This is a genomic window from Candidatus Njordibacter sp. Uisw_058 (genome assembly GCF_047730065.1).
GTDB lineage: Bacteria > Pseudomonadota > Gammaproteobacteria > Pseudomonadales > Balneatricaceae > Njordibacter.
This window is the reverse complement of record NZ_CP159829.1, coordinates 1,969,331-1,986,346: the sequence shown is the minus strand read 5'-3', so window position 1 is coordinate 1,986,346 and position 17,016 is coordinate 1,969,331. Positions and strand designations below refer to the sequence as shown.

General features: G+C 44.1%; 14 protein-coding genes. 4 read left to right on the top strand and 10 right to left on the bottom strand.

The window, feature by feature from the left end:
* Positions 1 to 100: 100 nt before the first annotated feature.
* Positions 101 to 520 carry an MAPEG family protein gene (locus ABXT59_RS09295; protein ID WP_443635810.1) on the top strand — a complete coding sequence of 140 codons (420 nt, stop codon included), beginning with the start codon at positions 101 to 103 and terminating at the stop codon, positions 518 to 520.
* 142 nt (positions 521 to 662) lie between these two features.
* On the opposite strand, the gene ABXT59_RS09290 is transcribed toward ABXT59_RS09295, so the two are convergent.
* Positions 663 to 1,805 (bottom strand): HupE/UreJ family protein, encoded by a 1,143-nt coding sequence (locus ABXT59_RS09290; RefSeq protein ID WP_443635809.1) that lies wholly within the window; start codon positions 1,803 to 1,805, stop codon positions 663 to 665.
* On the opposite strand from ABXT59_RS09290, the gene ABXT59_RS09285 reads away from it, so the two are divergent.
* Positions 1,804 to 2,598, top strand: coding sequence for a DUF4198 domain-containing protein (locus ABXT59_RS09285; RefSeq protein ID WP_443635807.1), 795 nt, complete (start codon positions 1,804 to 1,806; stop codon positions 2,596 to 2,598). The genes ABXT59_RS09290 and ABXT59_RS09285 overlap by 2 nt on opposite strands.
* 26 nt (positions 2,599 to 2,624) lie before the next feature.
* Here ABXT59_RS09285 and ABXT59_RS09280 read toward each other — a convergent pair whose 3' ends face one another.
* From ABXT59_RS09280 to ABXT59_RS09250, 7 genes are all read right to left on the bottom strand, one after another.
* Complete coding sequence (locus ABXT59_RS09280) at positions 2,625 to 3,365, bottom strand: type 1 glutamine amidotransferase (RefSeq protein ID WP_443635805.1); 741 nt, start codon at positions 3,363 to 3,365, stop codon at positions 2,625 to 2,627.
* A 61-nt stretch (positions 3,366 to 3,426) separates the two neighbouring features.
* A complete protein-coding gene (speB, locus tag ABXT59_RS09275; RefSeq protein ID WP_443635803.1) occupies positions 3,427 to 4,377 on the bottom strand; it encodes an agmatinase in 951 nt (316 codons plus the stop codon).
* Between the two features lie 642 nt (positions 4,378 to 5,019).
* Positions 5,020 to 6,234, bottom strand: a complete 1,215-nt coding sequence (locus ABXT59_RS09270; RefSeq protein WP_443635801.1) for an ABC transporter permease — start codon at positions 6,232 to 6,234, stop codon at positions 5,020 to 5,022.
* 4 nt (positions 6,235 to 6,238) lie between these two features.
* A complete protein-coding gene (locus ABXT59_RS09265) occupies positions 6,239 to 7,513 on the bottom strand; it encodes an ABC transporter permease (RefSeq protein ID WP_443635800.1) in 1,275 nt (424 codons plus the stop codon).
* A 140-nt stretch (positions 7,514 to 7,653) separates the two neighbouring features.
* Positions 7,654 to 8,754 carry an extracellular solute-binding protein gene (locus ABXT59_RS09260; RefSeq protein ID WP_443635798.1) on the bottom strand — a complete coding sequence of 367 codons (1,101 nt, stop codon included), beginning with the start codon at positions 8,752 to 8,754 and terminating at the stop codon, positions 7,654 to 7,656.
* 112 nt (positions 8,755 to 8,866) lie between these two features.
* Positions 8,867 to 9,970, bottom strand: coding sequence for an ABC transporter ATP-binding protein (locus ABXT59_RS09255; RefSeq protein WP_443635795.1), 1,104 nt, complete (start codon positions 9,968 to 9,970; stop codon positions 8,867 to 8,869).
* Between the two features lie 545 nt (positions 9,971 to 10,515).
* Positions 10,516 to 11,295, bottom strand: coding sequence for an SDR family oxidoreductase (locus ABXT59_RS09250; RefSeq protein ID WP_443635793.1), 780 nt, complete (start codon positions 11,293 to 11,295; stop codon positions 10,516 to 10,518).
* A 281-nt stretch (positions 11,296 to 11,576) separates the two neighbouring features.
* On the opposite strand from ABXT59_RS09250, the gene ABXT59_RS09245 reads away from it, so the two are divergent.
* A complete protein-coding gene (locus ABXT59_RS09245) occupies positions 11,577 to 12,551 on the top strand; it encodes an NAD(P)-dependent oxidoreductase (protein WP_443635791.1) in 975 nt (324 codons plus the stop codon).
* Position 12,552: 1 nt separating this feature from the next.
* Here ABXT59_RS09245 and hrpB read toward each other — a convergent pair whose 3' ends face one another.
* Together hrpB and ABXT59_RS09235 are read right to left on the bottom strand one after the other, a co-directional pair.
* Positions 12,553 to 15,111, bottom strand: a complete 2,559-nt coding sequence (gene hrpB / locus ABXT59_RS09240) for an ATP-dependent helicase HrpB (RefSeq protein ID WP_443635790.1) — start codon at positions 15,109 to 15,111, stop codon at positions 12,553 to 12,555.
* A gap of 2 nt (positions 15,112 to 15,113) precedes the next feature.
* Positions 15,114 to 15,350, bottom strand: coding sequence for an Lrp/AsnC ligand binding domain-containing protein (locus ABXT59_RS09235; RefSeq protein ID WP_443635789.1), 237 nt, complete (start codon positions 15,348 to 15,350; stop codon positions 15,114 to 15,116).
* Positions 15,351 to 15,782: 432 nt separating this feature from the next.
* Here ABXT59_RS09235 and ABXT59_RS09230 point away from each other — a divergent pair, with 432 nt between their 5' ends.
* On the top strand, positions 15,783 to 16,985 hold the full coding sequence (locus tag ABXT59_RS09230; RefSeq protein ID WP_443635787.1) for a M20 aminoacylase family protein: 1,203 nt from the start codon (positions 15,783 to 15,785) through the stop codon (positions 16,983 to 16,985).
* The last annotated feature ends 31 nt before the right edge of the window (positions 16,986 to 17,016 follow it).

Here is a 17,016-nt window from a genome sequence, read left to right as displayed (position 1 = left end):
GGTCTCCTAGGCACAAAATTTGGGTTTTTATGACTATTTATTTTTATATTTATGTTTATATTTATTAAGTTATTTTTATAATTAAGTTAAGAGTCAAACTATGATCGCAACTTATTCATTTGCCATTTGGGGCCTTTGGCTTATTCTGGTGACCATTTTTATTCAAGCAACCGTGGCGTCTAGAGCCCACCGTCAACAGAAACATTATGTGGCTGGTATTTTAGATACCCAACTGAGCCATGAGTCTTTTGTATTTCGGAGTCATCGTACTTTTTTAAACTCTCACGAAAACTTATTAATGATGTTTGGTCCAGCTTTACTAGGTATGTTGGTGGGTATGGATGCCTTCTGGTTGGGTATTTTGGTCTGGGTTTATGCTATCGCGCGGATCTTACATATGGCGTTGTATTATGTGGTTGCAACAGAAGCAAACCCAAGCCCTCGTAGTTATTTCTTTATTGTGGGTTATGCAGCGAACCTAGTATTACTTATTATGTTGGGTGTTCACTTAGCATCTTAGATCTAAATCATTTAGACCTCATTAAATTATGTCAAACTAAAACACCCCAAATTAAAATATCTTCAATTAGGTCTCTATCAGTGTGACCTAAAGTCATCAGTTTTAACCACAGCGAGTAGTTTAACTACAGCGAATAGTTTACCTAAAGAAAGAGGCGCTCATAGGTCCAATAAAGACCAATCAAAGAAATGAGCGCTGAGACAGGGATGATCACCCATTGGCGATAAAGCTGTTGCTTTTTGAGTAACCAAAAGACACACAAAAATGCAACAGCAATAACGAATAGTTGCCCGGCTTCCACGCCAATATTAAAAAACACCAACGCTGTTGCGAAATCTGACTCCGGCAACCCAAGTTGCGATAACACCCCAGCAAAGCCCATGCCATGCAATAAGCCAAACAAAAAGACCACCACGACGCGCCTTATTTTGACCGTTTTAACAAACATGTTCTCAATACCCACAGCAACAATGGATAAGGCAATCAGGGGTTCAACGACACTGGGTGAGAGACTAATAACGCCATAAATCGTTAAGCCTAAAGTAATGCTGTGGGCCAAAGTAAATGCGGTGACTTGTAACAATAAAGGGCGCAGTTTTACGCTGAGTAAAAATAGCCCTAAGACAAATAAAATATGATCTATGCCTTTGGGCACGATATGCTCAAAACCTAAAACAGCATATTCAGCAGCCACTTGGGTAAACGGCTTGGGGGTATAAGCTGCGTTTAATTCAAAAGAAGGGCTCATTACGCCATCGGTTAACCAGTGAGATGTTTTCTCCTGTGGCGTTTGATCATAGTAAAAGTGGGCTACATTGTTGCCAAACTTTTTTGGGTACTGCCAAGTAACCTGTGGTTTATCTGAGTCACTTGGATTAGGTATGAACGCCAACAAATGAAGATCAGATAAGCGGGATTTATCTAAGTTACCAATGACAGGAATGTCGAGTCTAACCAGCGATAAATCACTCTTAACCCCATCAAACGCCAAATTAAGCTGAGAGATAATGGACTCTTCAAGCAATTTAAATTCACGAGTTAACTGCTCTGATGACAAAGCTCTTAGCTGGTTGTAAAGCTCAGTTTGGGGTGAGTCATCCGTATCGTCATGGCTTGAATCAATGCCTGCAATAAGGCTTTCTATGTTTGTTTGAATGTGTACCTTTACCGAGCCGTTTTGGGTAAACTCTAAGTTCACTATCGCAGGGCGCAATTGATGTGCATCAGCACTTTGAGCCAACGGCCATAGGCTTAACATTACTAACATTAATCGAAAAAAAACCATGAAACCTGTAACCTTTTTATTTTTTAGCATTCTTCTGACCAGTAGCACGGTTATCCGGGCCCACGAATTTTGGTTAGAGGCCCTACCATTCTACCAAAAAATTGATCGCACGACAGAAATCACTATTAATGTTGGCCAACAAATGGATGGTCAATTGCTGCCTAATATTCCTGTTTGGTATCGACACTTTGACATCATCACAGGTGATGGGCTACACGCTGTTGAGGGTGAATTAGGGCGTGATCCAGCGGGGTATGTAAACATTAAAACACCTGGTATCTATGCAATTGGTTATGAAAGTACAAAGAAATCCGTTAATTTAGAGCCAGAAAAATTCACTGATTACTTAAAAAATGAAGGTTTAGAAAAAATTATAAAACGCCGTAAACAACTCAATGAGAGTGAAAAAAATGGCCTCGAGATTTATTATCGCAATGTTAAGGCATTAATTAAGATTGGTGATAAAAGCCAATATAATTTTTATAACCATGACTTTAAATACCCACTTAATATAAACCCACTGCAAAACCCTTATGAGCTTTCAAAGGGAGATGAGTTGCGCGTCCAACTGACCTTTAACCAAAAACCAGCAGCAAATTTATTACTGCATGGGAAAATAAAAAACAAACCTACTTTTGAATTCAGTTTGCGCACTGACGCGCAGGGTTATGCCACTATTCCTTTAGTGCATAGCGGCATTTGGTTACTTCACACGGTTGAAATGATTCGGTCTGAACAACCTAACATCGACTGGGAAAGCTATTGGGGCAGCCTAACCTTTGAAATTCATTAACCCTATTTCCCGAGTGCCAGTGAATTTTAATCAGCCTTAACAAGGCGGTTAGCCTGACGATAGAAGTTAACAATCCACTGAAATAGCAGCTGGGTATCCGGTGTGCCCGCACTGTTGGCCATACCTTGTGCCCGAATGGCAGGGCGATCATCGAAACTGGGAGCAGAAAGTACGCCCTGTACCATTTGGGTGTTAAATTCAGGATGACCCTGAATACTCAGCATATGGGGGTTATATTGCACCATATAATTGGGGCAAAAATCGCTGCTGGCTAGCACTTTGGCGCCTTTTGGGAGTTGCTCTACTTGATCTTGGTGAAATACCATCACATCAATCATTTCGGCCTTAGGCTGCATAAATGAGGCATGCTCTACCACCTTATTGTGTGAAGCGCCGATGCCCCATCCTTTGCGACTAAGGGCGACTTTCCCCCCCAGTACTTGGGCCATGAGTTGATGGCCAAAGCAGATGCCAAATGTTGGCTTTTTTACTTCATCCAGTTGTTTAATAAAGTCACTCAATTGGTGAATCCATTCAATGTCTTCATACACCCCTGCAGGACTACCGTTTATTAACCAAACATCACACTGATCTACATTATTAGGCAACTCACCTGCATAAGCTTTAAAGTCAGTAAATCTAATATTACGGTCTATGGCCAGAAATTGCTTTCTAAAAATGGCAGGGTAGTTGAGTCCGCCTACCTGTTCGAGAATGGGTTCGAAGGTATGGCACAGCAATAGACCAATATGTAAGGGTGAACTCATGCTGACTAGATCCTAAAAGTGAGGTAAAAAAAGGCTTCTTAAGGCAGAATAATGGTTAGCTTTATACTCGGTACTTCACGCCTGGAAATACGCAAAGCATCTCAAACAATAAATTAGCCGCTGTCAGCGCCGTATTTCCTGTCGTATCATAAGCGGGTGCTACTTCAACTAAATCACCACCCACGACTTCAAGTCCACGACACCCACGAATAATCTCCAGCCCCTGATGAATGGTCAAGCCTCCAATTTCGGGCGTTCCTGTACCAGCCGCATAAGCTGGATCCAGTCCATCAATATCAAAGGTGATATAAACTGGCCCAACACCCAGCTGTTCTCGAACTTCAGACATTAACGGTTTAAGTGATTTATACCAGCAGTCCTCAGCTGGAACGACCCGCACCCCCTGCTCCCGGGGCCAATCAAAATCGTCTGCTGCATACCCGGTAGCACGAAGGCCAATTTGTACCATTCGTTTGGGATCGACTAGTTTTTCTTCAATGGCGCGGCGAAATGGAGTACCGTGCGCTATACGCTCACCAAACATTGTATCGTTTATATCGGCATGGGCATCGACATGGACTATTCCTACAGGCCCATATTTTCTGGCAATCGAGCGCAGAATTGGTAGGGCAATCGTATGGTCACCACCCATCGTCAGTGGTTTGCAATTCTGTGCAAGAATATCATCGTAGGCCGATTCGATAATAGCCATCGACTTGTCGATATTGAAAGTATTTATGGCTACGTCACCAATATCAGCGACTTGCAACGAATCAAACGGTGCAGCGCGAGTCGCCATGTTATAGGGTCGAATTAAACAAGATTCACTGCGAATTTGTCTAGGCCCAAATCTGGCTCCTGAACGGTTAGATGTGCCAATGTCGAAGGGAACGCCGACAAAAGCAACATCAAGATCCTTTGCGTTAGGTACGTGGGGTAATCGCATCATAGTAGCAATACCACCAAAACGAGGCATATCGTTTCCACCGATGGGTTGATTGAGTTTTTTCATAACTATACCTTTTCAATGGTTTTTACTAACAAGCTAAATACGAATAAGGTTGCGTTGATGGTGCACATTAAACTCTGAAAGAGCTAAAGGTGCACAATATTAATGGGTAATTTTATAAGACGCTACATTGATTTTTGATCATCAGATAGATTTGAGAGATCAGTATCTTCGATCTACCGCTCATCAGAGTGTAAGTCTGCAAAAAAAGAACCCTGTTATACGCTCCTATAATGTTAAGACTCCCAGAGAATGGGCCATAGTAACCTTTTTCAGAGCGTATATCTTAATCTGGGTAAATGCCAAGACGTTTTTCAGTATGACGTTGCAACATTTCGAGCTCTGTCAATAACACGGCATACATGACCACCAGTATGCTCACCACTGCAAAGACCGTAGGTAAGATTTACGCAAGAATTTAAATTACATATGGGTTTAAAGATATTATTGGGGATTGGGTGGCTCATGACTTTTTGTTGGTGCTGAGCGAATGTAAGGAGAACAGTAGCAGAGAAACACAATTAGCGATGACCCTCATTCATGTAAACTAGATCGATTTGACCTTTGAATGCTGACACCAAGTGGCGTCAGCCAATCATAAAAAATCAAAGGTTGAGCTATAGGTATGACCCAGAAAGGCGCGCGCTAGCCTGGAGTTATCCCCCGCAACCGTTCCGAGCGCCGCCGCAACAATTCAAGCGTCATCAACAAGGCGACTGAAATACAGACAAGGATCGTTGCCACTGCGAGAATAGTTGGACTGATTTGTTCACGCAGACCTATGAACATCTGCCACGGAAGTGTCTTTTGACTGGCAGACCCAATGAACATAACAACGACAACTTCGTCAAAGGACGTTATAAAGGCGAAGAGACCACCAGACACAACACCTGGAAAGATCAGCGGCATCTGCACGCGGAAAAACGTGGTTACTGGGTTTGCACCCATATTGGCTGCCGCACGGGTCAACGAGGAGTCAAAACCCACAAGGGTTGCCGTCACTGTAATAATGACAAACGGAATTCCTAAAACGGCATGTGCTAACACAACCTTGACGTAACCAACAAAATTCTTGTCCATGCCCAAGGTATCTTCCATAAAATTACCCATAGATGAGTAAAAGAAAAACATACCAGTTGCTGAGATAATGAGGGGCACGATCATAGGCGAAATCAAAATCGCCATAATGGCGCGCTTGGCAGGCACATGACTTTGGCTTAGTCCAATCGCCGCGAGGGTTCCCAGGGTGACAGAGATGATCGTCGCAATTGGTGCAATAATTAATGAGTTCCAGAACGAGCGTTGCCACTCATCATTATTGAAGAAATCTTGATAGTGCTTGAGAGAATAACCTGCGGGATCAAATTGCAGCATTTCAGTAGTAAAGGTAAAGTAATTCTGCGCGTTGAAAGACAGGGGCATCACAACAAGAATAGGCGTAATCAAAAATATGAAGATTAGCCCACAAATTACTCTAAAGCTGTAGTGCCATAGTACCTGATTTGAGGTTAAATAAGAGTGCAATTTGACACGATAACCACCTTCATAAATCCAGTAGAAAAACCATCCTAAAAACCACCCAGTTAGGGCTCCAAAAATGCTGCCAACTAGGCCCAAGAATAACCAACCTAGTGCAGCCAAAAGTAAAGGTAAAAGTAAGCGCACAGATTTTGGTTTTAGGTATTCAGTAATAGTAATACCATAACTGAGCACTAATGAGATTGTTGCACCAAAAATAACCCCAATTAGAGCAGATCCAAATGCTGGTCCAACAAATAGACCAATAAAGGCCCCCATCAGCCCCATGACTGATAATACAAAAGACAGTGGCTGTCTCGCACCTTGAGAAAAGTTGTCCATAATCTTAGCCCCCCAACTTTACATTATCGATGCCAACAATTTTGTCATAAGCCCAGTAGAGTATTAACACCACCGCAAGTAAAATGGCTCCAAGCGCTGCAGCTAGCCCCCAATTCATAGATTGGAAAATATGGTAGGCTATTCTATTCGAAATAAAGACGCCTTTGTTACCACCAACAATTTCTGGAGTAATATAGTAGCCGATCGATAGTATGAAAACTAAGATAGATCCAGCTCCAATTCCAGGCACTGATTGTGGAAAGTAAACTCTCCAAAATGCTGTCCAATTCGTTGCACCAAGAGATTTTGCTGCTTGTAGGTAGGTTGGTTGTATCGTTTGCATCACTGAATACATGGGCAGGATCATAAACGGCAACAAAATATGCGTCATCGCAATGATGGTACCAAACTGATTATTGATCATCACTAACCTGCCTGATTCTTCAATTATCCCTAGCGCAACGAAAAGGTCGTTGATCACTCCTTGCTGCTGCAGCATGACCTTCCATGCTGAGGTTCTTACCAGTAAAGAGGTCCAGAATGGTAATAGGACGAGAATCATTAACAAGTTGGATTGACTTCTGGGTAGATTAGCAAGTAACCACGCCACTGGATAACCCAACAAGATACAGGCCACTGTTATCATCAGAGACATAATTAGTGTGCGCTGAAACAGTTTAATCAAAATCTGTCTGTTTTCAGGCTGAAATTCTGGGCCATGCAGGGTCTTACGCATATCCACTGCATTAAGAAAATAGCCAGCAGTATAGATTGAACTATGAGTTTTAAGTGTTTGCCATATCTCAACCTCACCCCAGCTCTTATGCACAGCTATCAATTTTTCTTTAAATGGCGCATCGACCTCAAGATCCCATTTTTTTGCTTTTCGCGCAGTTTTCTTGAAGAGGGAAGCACTGCCAGATTTTTCATAATTCAACCGCAGGCCAACCCTTGTGTGGCTCTTGTTTTTGGCTGCGCGCTGAATATCTCCAGCAAAAGCAGCATAAACAGATTCATTTGGCAGTTCACCCGATTTCCCATCCCAAGTCGCTAGGGCGGCCACAGTCTCTGGTAATATTTCCACTACAATGTTGTTTTCTACCGAGCGAAAGAGCATAGATCCAATCGGGAAAAGAAATGTAATTAAAACAAAGATGAGTAGTGGTGATATCAGGAGCAGCGCCCGAATTTTTTGCCGTTTTAATGCCGAAGCCAAACTTTGCTTAAGTGGTTTTCCATCCACGGTCATCAAAGCGCCGTTTGCGTTATTATCAATCATGTCGTTCCCATCACTAGCTCATAGTCTTATAGAGCCAACTAATTTAAAATGCAAAAGAGCCAACCCTAGCTCTTTTGCATTTTAAATTGTCTGATTAAAAAAAAGGGCCAACCAAGGCCCTTTTTACATTTTGAATTGTCTTACTTTGCAAGCCAAGCTTGAAACTTCGACTCAATATCGTCCTTATAGTCTGCCCAGAAAGCATAGTTCATTAGGAACGTATTTTTCGAGTTGGCAGGATCAGTAGGCATGTGAGGTGCCATGGCGATACCCAACTCTGCATGCTTATCAACCAAGGGGGCTGATGATGCGCGGGTTGGTCCATAACTAATCCATTTAGACTGATCTGCAAGACGCTGCGTGTCGGTTGCGAACTTCACATAGTCCAGCACTCGTGCTTGGCGCTCAGGGCTCAGACCAGTTGGAATAATCCAGCCATCAAGGTCATAAATCTGTGCGTCCCAAAGCATTGAAACAGGTTGCTTATCTTCTTCGATCAAAGCGAATAAACGTCCATTAAAGGTTGAACCCATAACGACTTCGCCATCAGCCAATAATTGTGGCGTGTCAGCACCTGCAGACCACCAGATTACATCATCTTTGATGGTATCAAGTTTCGCAAGAGCTTGATCTTGGCCAGCTTCTGTTTCCAGTGTTGGATAGATGTCTGCCTTGGCAACACCGTCACATAAAAGGGCCCATTCCATATTGGAAAGCGCGCCTTTCTTCAATGAACGCTTGCCAGGGTAAGCTTTTGTATCAAAGATTGCACAGATACTGGTTGGTGGGGTGCTACCAACCATGTCATTGCGGAAACCTACAGTATAGGAGTAAACAATCTGTGGAATAAAGCAAGGCGACACGATGAAAGAACCAAAATCGTCTGACGCAGATGTACCATCTGGTGCTGAGGCTAACATGGAATCGTGATCGATTTCCATTGCGAGGCCTTCATCACAAAGTTGCATAGCCGGACCGGCTTCAACATCGACTAGATCCCAAGTTAAGTTGCCTGCTTCTTTCATAGCACGCAATTTTGCTACTGCTGTGCCAGAACTCTCGTCATTAATAATCTTAACGCCAGTCATTGCCGTATAGGGCTCATGGTAAGCTTTTAGTTGTGATTTAGAATAGGCGCCGCCCCAGGAGACGATAGTCATTTCCTCATGCGCGCCTGCAAGTGCCAATCCAGCGGGTAGCGATAGAGCCACCGCTACTAGAACTGTTTTAGTAAATTTCATTACATACTCCCAAAGTAGCCCGTTTTTTATTAATAGAATCTATGTTACGGACAGAACAAAAGATTCTTATGTAAGCCACGACCCTTATGGGACGTGCTTAGTAATTTTAGATTTACGCGTCTAGAGCTCGGCAATCCGACGGTAACCAGCCAATATCAATTTGGGCGCCAGGTTCTAGCTGAACCTGATCTGGTGCGTTACGGGTTTTAACAATAAAATTATCATTACCAGCGACTCGCAGGCGAGTCCGAAACATATCGCCCATATAAATAAATTCGAGAACTTCCGCGCTGAGCCTATGCGCTCCAGGGCGCATTCGGGTTTGGTCTAATTCAACTCGTTCAGGTCGGATCGACACCTGCGTTTTCTCACCCGCTTTAGTGACATTGACGGGTTTACAGTCGATGACATTTCCATCATTCAATTGTACCAGAGCCACACCGTTCGAAATTTCTTTAACTACGCCTTCTAGTGTATTGTTCTCGCCAATAAATTGTGCCACGAAACTGTTTTGAGGAGATTCATATAATTCTGCTGGTGGGGCCAATTGCTGAATCCGGCCATCATTGAATACTGCGACTCGATCCGACATAGTTAATGCTTCTGTCTGGTCATGAGTCACATAAACCACGGTGATGCCAAGATTTTCTGCAATTCGTTTAATTTCAAACTGCATATGCTCACGCAGTTGCTTATCGAGTGCGCCTAAAGGTTCATCCATCAAAACAAGCTCGGCTTCGAACACGAGCGCACGCGCGAGAGCCACCCGTTGTTGTTGGCCACCAGACAATTGGGCTGGCCTACGGCCACCAAAATCACCCATTTGTACCATTTCCAGGGCGCGCTTTACCTTAGCTTCGCGATCAGACTTACCGATTTTTCGAACTTCGAGTGGAAATGCAAGGTTCTCTGCCACAGTCATGTGGGGAAATAGGGCATAATTTTGAAACACCATACCAATTCCACGCTTGTGCGGTGGAATATTATTGATCGAGATACCATCCAACATAATGTCGCCATGGGTCGCTGTTTCAAAGCCTGCCAGCATCATTAGACAAGTCGTCTTGCCCGAGCCAGAAGGGCCTAACATGGTTAGAAACTCGCCTCTAGGCATCGACAGATTAAGATCTTTTACTACCAACGACAGACCATCATAACTTTTTTGTACGCGATCAAATTTTACAAAAGCATCAGTTTCACTCGTCTTGCTTGTCAAAAAATTACACCTTTTTCTATTTTGCCGTTGAATTTAGCCGCCGCGATTGGCATATTATGGACTTGGAACTTATTCAGGGGCAGTTCACCCCGCTAAGAAACTACGGTAACGCTAAACCATACTAGGAAACAACCCCAAAAGACCAAAAGTGTGGTTATAGGCAAAAAAAAGAACAAAATTGTCCTTTTATTAGGATTTTTTGAATACCAAGTGGTGAATTGTTGGGAGATCAAAATCTAGGTTACTGCATAATGATTTTCATCTTTTGGAGGATTAAATTATTGCAGAGTAACTACCTTAAAATTATTTTCACATCATTTAAAGATTAAGTTATTTAAATTAATTTAACTGAACTGAACTGAACTGAACTTAACTTAAGTTAAGTTCAGTTCAGTTCAGTAAATGATTATTTTAATTGGCAAATTAGTTAACCATTTCGTGTTCTTTTAAGTCATTGGTTTGCGAACTAGCCTGCTCATCTTTTAAAACCCTAAGCTTATTGAAGAAAACTAACCTTTTATGATTAAACTTTTTGATATTGCAACTTAATAGGTTGCCAAACTATGGGTGTCCCCATCTACAGTGAGGCTTTGGCCGGAAATCTTGGCACCTAAATCAGAAAAACTAAAAACAATCATGTTGGCGATATCTTCAGCATCAACAAAAGTGGTCATAGAAGTATTTTGCACGTTATCTTGGCGCACTTTTTCCACACTTTCTCCAGTGGCTTTGGCAATGCTACTGATGACTCGATCCATGCGTGCACCATTGACCGAACCTGGACAGATGCAGTTGACCCTTACGTTAAAAGGTCCTAGCTCCATGGCCATGGTTTTGCTCAGGCCCACAATAGCCCACTTAGCACTGGCGTAGGGGCTGCGCATGGGATAACCATAAAGGCCAGCAGTAGAAGACAAATTCATGATGGCGCCCCCTTGACGTTTAAGTAAAGGTATAGCATGTTTGGAAACATAAAAAGTAGCATGTAAATTAACGTCAAAGGTGGTTTTCCAAGCGTCAATATCTAAGCTTTCAAGAGGCCCTGCAGGTCCTGAAACGCCAGCGTTATTCACTAAAAAATCCAGTTGACCCGAAAACTCTTGTTGCAATTGAACAAACATTTTAGCCACCTCATCAGGCTCTGCAACGTTGGTTACACTGGTCAACAAGAGGGGGTAGAGTTGCTTTAGCTGATCTAGGGCATCAGCGTCAATGTCACACACGTGTACCTGAGCTCCGGCATTGAGCAGGGCAATGGCTGTGGCTTTGCCGATGCCGGTAGCACCTGCGGTAATTAAAACCTTCTTATTTTTGATGCCTTGCATGATGTTTACCCACTATTAGTGATGGGCTTGATAGTGAACTAGGTTAATTTTTTGAGCTTGTACATATCCGCAGTATATTTGTCTGTTTTTGTTAAGAATTAAATCTATAAGTACCGATAAACTTCTTGTCTCTGCGCCACTTGGGGAACTGAGAGTTGGAAATCAGCTTATTATCGGTTTAGGTTTAGGTCTAGGTATGGGTATGGGTATGCTGATTTGGATTATATGCATTTTAAGCTAAGCCCTTGGTTGGCTGTGCTGAATTCACTAAGGATTATGAGATGAAAATAGGCTTTGTAGGGCTAGGCAATGCAGGTAGCAAGTTGGCTGGTAGTTTATTGCGCAATGGTTATGAGGTGATCGTGCGCGACTTGAACGCAGAATTTATGTCCGACTTTGTGTCACGTGGTGCTGTCGCTGCTGACTCCCCAAAGCAACTAGCTCAGCTGAGTGATCTGATTATCACATGTTTGCCATCTCCTTCTGCCTGCTCTGCAGTTATGGAAGGCACTGATACTGAAGCGGGTATTATTGATGGTTTGTCTGCTGGCAAGATATGGCTAGAAATGTCTACGACAGACGAAAGTGAGATGCGCCGCCTTGGAGCTCTAGTCCAAGCAGCAGGTGCAGACCCAGTGGACTGCCCTGTCTCTGGAGGCTGCCACCGAGCAGATACGGGTAATATTTCTATTTTTGCAGGTTGCAGTCGTGCCGTCTTTGAACGGGCTTTACCCGTGCTTACCACCTTAGGTCGGCGCGTATTACACACGGGTGAGTTGGGCACAGCATCAAAATTAAAGGTGGTTACCAACTACTTAGCCACAGCTCACTTAGTGGCATTAGGCGAGGCCTTAACCGCTTGTAAGGTCATGGATTTAGATATGAATGTGAGTTACGAGGCCATTAAGGCATCTTCTGGCAATTCTTTCGTCCACGAAACTGAATCTCAGGTCATTCTCAATGGTTCTCGAGACATTAACTTCACTGTTGATCTAGTCCTTAAAGATGTAGGTTTATTCAATACCTTAACCCAAAGACAGGGCATGAAGTTAGACTTAGCCCCGCTGTTGGTTGATATTTTTAGCCAAGCCCAAGCTGAGTGGGGGCCAAGAGAAAAGTCCCCTAACATTATTCGACGCTACGAAGAACCCATGGGAGTAAAAGTATTGGGCACAGGTTTTCCTGCTGACATGGTTGATGATGAACCTGAAGCTGCGGGTTATGAACTCAAGGTTGCCGGCCGCCAAAAGGGTTAACTTAGTTTCTGCGTAAAGCCCGGTTAGTTTTTGCTGTGGCTAAGGCTTGAGTTGGGTCATCTGGCCAGGGGTGACGTGGGTAGCGCCCCTTCATTTCTTTTTTAACCTGCGTATAGCCAGTGTCCCAAAAATGTGCCAGATCTTGGGTGACTTGTAAAACCTGCCCGGCAGGTGAAAGCAGGTGCACTTGCAATGCTGTGCCGTAACCAATGCACGGAGCCTCTTGCATACCAAACAACTCTTGCAACTTAACCGCTAAAACTGGGGGCTGTTGGCTGTAATCAATATTGTGGGAATGACCCGAAGGCACAGTAAGGCGGGCAGGTGCCAGTTGCTCTAATTGGTTAGGTAAGGGCCATGGCAGTAGATTAGATAATAGGGGTTTTAAGTTGAGCCGCTTGAGATCCTGCAGGTGATTAACATTACCAACAAAAGGCCCTAACCAATCGCACAAGGTAGCTGTTAATGCGGCGGCTGATACGTCAGGCCAAGGGTTGGGTATGGTTGCATTGCTGGGGTAACTTTGATGCAGTAGTTGCACCTTGGCTTGCCAGTTAAGCGTGTCTTTATCCCAGTTTAATGGTGCTAGTTTTAAGCGGGTTAAATAAGCACAAATAGCATCTACTCTTGCCTGAGGTTCGATGTGACTGATGCGTTGAGTGTTTAATTGTAATTGCCCAACCTGAGTATGCCGTTCCGCAATAAGGCGATCATGTTGCTCATGCCAGTAGATGTCACTAGTTTGCTGTGTGAGGTGCTTTAAGGGGCTCATAAATAACTCAGGTGGCAAATCAACCGCTAGGCACAGGCGTTGGGTGTTGTCCTGGGAGCTGCGTTCAAAGCCGATGGTGCTGGCCACAGCCAGCCAAGTCGAATTGATGTTTGGTTGTGGACAGTTGACCCGTTTGCCGTTGGCCAGCTTGTATTGTTTTGGGTCTGACGTTTGTTGGGCAACCCGTTCAGGCCAAGCTTGGGCAATCATGATAGCGACCAGTAGATTGGCATCGTACTGATGGTGAATGGGTGGCGCAGAGTCGGTTGGCATTTGACTGAGCAGGCGCTTAATTTGTTTAGCTAAGCGTTGGCGTAAATTAACTTGGGTGGAGGCAAAAGGACCTTTGCCATTGAGCCAGCTAATGCGCAGCATTAGGTCATACTGTTGGTTGGCATAAGTTGCTAATGGATCCTTTTCACTAAGCAGGGCAACAAGCTGACAGCCCAACTCCAAAGCGTTATAGCGTTGTGCAGTTAACAATAAATGACCTAAGCGAGGTGACAGAGGTAATTGACTTATGCGTTGCCCATGGGCAGAAATGGCCCAACCATTGGCTGATGGACTCAGAGCCCCTAGTTCTGCTAACAGGTGCTCCGCTTTTTGCCAAGGTCCAGCTGGTGGTGGGTCTATCCACTGCATCTCACTGGGGTCTGAACAACCAAAGGCATATAACTGTAAGCATAATTGGGTTAAATCTGTTTGTTTTATTTCGACCGTGCCCTGAGGAGCAAGACCTTGTTGTTCGGTGTCACTCCACATGCGATAACAGGTGCCAGGGCTTAATCTGCCGGCACGACCAGCTCGCTGTGCCGCCTGTGCACGCGACACTTTGACAGTTCTCAGACGGCTTAGACCGGTGCGAGTGTCATAGGCCATTTGGCGCGATAAACCTAAATCAATTACACATTCTATGCCTTCAATTGTCAGGCTAGTCTCGGCAATGTTTGTGGTCAGTACAATTTTTCGCTGACCCTCTTTGGCAGGGCTAATGGCTTGTTGTTGCTGTTCTATGGGTAAATCACCATACAGGGGAAAGAGTTCAATGTTAGGTGTGCAGAGTCTCGTTAAATAATCTTGAGCTTGATGAATTTCTCCTCGGCCAGGTAAAAACACCAGCAAACTGCCTTGGTGATTGGCTAGGGCCTGGCTGACGACGTCATAGAGTTGGTTATACATCTGACCACGGCTAGGGGCTGGGCACACTTGGTGAATTGTGACTGGGAACTGGCGACCTTGACTCACAACAATGGGCGCGTCGTGAAGTAATGCGCTGGCGCTTTGAGCGTCCATAGTGGCAGACATTATGATGAGCTTAAGGGGAGCTTCGTCACGCAGCAATTCTCTGCCTTGAAGGCACATGGCTAAACTCAAATCACTATCTAAACTACGTTCGTGAAATTCGTCAAAAATGACAGCTCCGACACCCTCCAGGCTAGGGTCTTGCTGCAGCATCCTTAATAAGACGCCATGGGTCATTACCTCAATGCGGGTACTTGCACTCACCTTTGTATCTAAACGCATGCGATAACCGATGCTTTGACCACAGGTTTGTTGCAGGCTGTGGGCTAAGAAATTAGCCGTAGCAAGAGTGGCAATGCGGCGTGGTTCTATGAGCAGTATTTTCTGCTGGCCTAGCCAAGGGGCTTGCATCAGAACCAGTGGCACACGCGTCGTTTTACCCGCACCAGGGGGTGCAATTAGGACCACTTGGTGGTGATTTTCTAATTGCTCACACAGTTCTGGAAGCACCTCGTCAATCGGCAAGGAGACAGGTGCTCTGGGCATAATTAAAAGGCTTTAAAGGTGAGGGTTGTAAGGGATCTAGAGATGCCTTCTATGGTTAATAAATGATCATTAATATACTTGCCTACATCCTCTCCTGAGGGGATGTAAAGCTTCATTAATAAATCATAATCGCCACTTGTTGAATAGAGTTCAGAGGCAATTTCCCGTTCATAAATTGTATCAGCTACAGCGTAGGTTTTGCCTGGATTACAACGGATTTGAACAAATACACAGGTCATAGGAATTCCTAAATAAAATAAATTAGATGTTAGCCCATGATACAGTAATGGCAATGTGTGGCGGTTGTTTCATAGTGCCCCATAGCGGTCAGTTCGATGAGCTAGATCGGTGGCTTACTTTAAAGAAAGATATCAATTTTCGCAACTTATTCACTGTCTTATTGAGACCTCTGCTAATAGGTAAGTAGAGTGTTTGTGCTGGGTAAAAAGTTCAGGCTTGGCTTTTTTGAACACAAAGCCTGTGGCTTCGTTATTAATGTACAGTTGGTTTGGGTGGACTATTGACTCGTTATCTAATTAGTCTATGCTGCTTTTAACGTCATTTTTTTCAACACAAGTTCTCTTGCAGCAAAAATAATGCCATTCACCAATGCTAGAAGCGTCGCTTCAAACGACAAGTTTGAGGTCGACAAATATGATTAAGGCCGATTTATGACCCTGCTTGCTCCTATTATTGCCACAGCTGAAACGTTTAAAACCATTCGGCGTGATATTCATGCACACCCAGAATTATGTTACCAAGAACACCGAACTGCCCAAATTGTGGTTGACCAACTTACTAAGATGGGCATTGAAGTGCATACAGGTATCGGTGTCACTGGGGTTGTTGGCGTGATCAAAGGCTTGACACCTGGAGCGGGCATTGCTCTGAGAGCAGACATGGATGCCTTGGCATTGGAGGAACATAACCAATTTGATCATGTGAGCCAGTACACAGGTAAGATGCATGCCTGCGGTCACGATGGGCACACAGCGACACTGCTCTGTGCGGCGGATTACCTGTCAAAAAACCGAAATTTTGCAGGCACAGTCTATTTGATCTTTCAGCCTGCAGAAGAAGGTGGTGCCGGTGCAAAGGCCATGATTAAGGATGGCTTATTTGAGCGATTCTCAATTAATGAGATTTATGGTTACCATAATTGGCCAGGCTACGAGCAAGGTTTGGTGGGCATCATTGGCGGTGCCATGATGGCCTCGGCCAGTGAATTTAAAATTAAGGTGGTGGGTAAGGGCACTCATGCGGCTATGCCTCATTTGGGAGCAGACCCTTTATTAGTGGCTTGTCAGTTAGTGCAAGGATTGCAATCTATTGTAGCGCGTAATGTGAGTCCCTTAGAATCGGTGGTTTTATCCGTGACTAAGATTCACTGTGGCGAAGCAACTAATATTATTGCTGATGATTGCATGGTGGAAGGCACCGTTCGCTGTTTTTCTGAGGAAGTTCTGCAAATGGTCGAAAAACGTATGGCAAAAATTTCCAATGATATGTGCGCAGCATTTAATTGCGAAGGGCAATTTGAGTTTAAACGCTCTTATCCGGCCACTATCAATCATACCGCTCAAGCCCAATTCATGCGCCAAGTGGCGATTGATTTGTTGGGGCAGGACCAAGTAGTGGACTTCACTCCTACCATGGGTTCAGAGGATTTCAGTTTCTTTTTGCAAGAAAAGCCAGGTTGTTATTTTGCTTTAGGCAATGGCGATGGAGATCATCGTGATCGAGGCCATGGCTTGGGACCCTGTAATTTGCACAATCCCAGCTACGACTTTAACGATGCCTTAATTCCTATTGGTGCCAGCTTATGGGTAAAATTAGTAGAAGCTCGTTTAGGCCAAGGTGGCATTGCAGTTTAATCAAAGCAAATATGATCACTTAAAAAAAGCC

Coding starts and splice junctions, on each gene's coding strand:
- ABXT59_RS09295 (WP_443635810.1), top strand. CDS start 101: ATGATCGCAACTTATTCATTTGCCATTTGGGGCCTTTGGCTTATTCTG.
- ABXT59_RS09285 (WP_443635807.1), top strand. CDS start 1,804: ATGAAACCTGTAACCTTTTTATTTTTTAGCATTCTTCTGACCAGTAGC.
- ABXT59_RS09290 (WP_443635809.1), bottom strand. CDS start 1,805: ATGGTTTTTTTTCGATTAATGTTAGTAATGTTAAGCCTATGGCCGTTG.
- ABXT59_RS09280 (WP_443635805.1), bottom strand. CDS start 3,365: ATGAGTTCACCCTTACATATTGGTCTATTGCTGTGCCATACCTTCGAA.
- speB (WP_443635803.1), bottom strand. CDS start 4,377: ATGAAAAAACTCAATCAACCCATCGGTGGAAACGATATGCCTCGTTTT.
- ABXT59_RS09270 (WP_443635801.1), bottom strand. CDS start 6,234: ATGGACAACTTTTCTCAAGGTGCGAGACAGCCACTGTCTTTTGTATTA.
- ABXT59_RS09265 (WP_443635800.1), bottom strand. CDS start 7,513: ATGATTGATAATAACGCAAACGGCGCTTTGATGACCGTGGATGGAAAA.
- ABXT59_RS09260 (WP_443635798.1), bottom strand. CDS start 8,754: ATGAAATTTACTAAAACAGTTCTAGTAGCGGTGGCTCTATCGCTACCC.
- ABXT59_RS09250 (WP_443635793.1), bottom strand. CDS start 11,295: ATGCAAGGCATCAAAAATAAGAAGGTTTTAATTACCGCAGGTGCTACC.
- ABXT59_RS09245 (WP_443635791.1), top strand. CDS start 11,577: ATGAAAATAGGCTTTGTAGGGCTAGGCAATGCAGGTAGCAAGTTGGCT.
- hrpB (WP_443635790.1), bottom strand. CDS start 15,111: ATGCCCAGAGCACCTGTCTCCTTGCCGATTGACGAGGTGCTTCCAGAA.
- ABXT59_RS09235 (WP_443635789.1), bottom strand. CDS start 15,350: ATGACCTGTGTATTTGTTCAAATCCGTTGTAATCCAGGCAAAACCTAC.
- ABXT59_RS09230 (WP_443635787.1), top strand. CDS start 15,783: ATGACCCTGCTTGCTCCTATTATTGCCACAGCTGAAACGTTTAAAACC.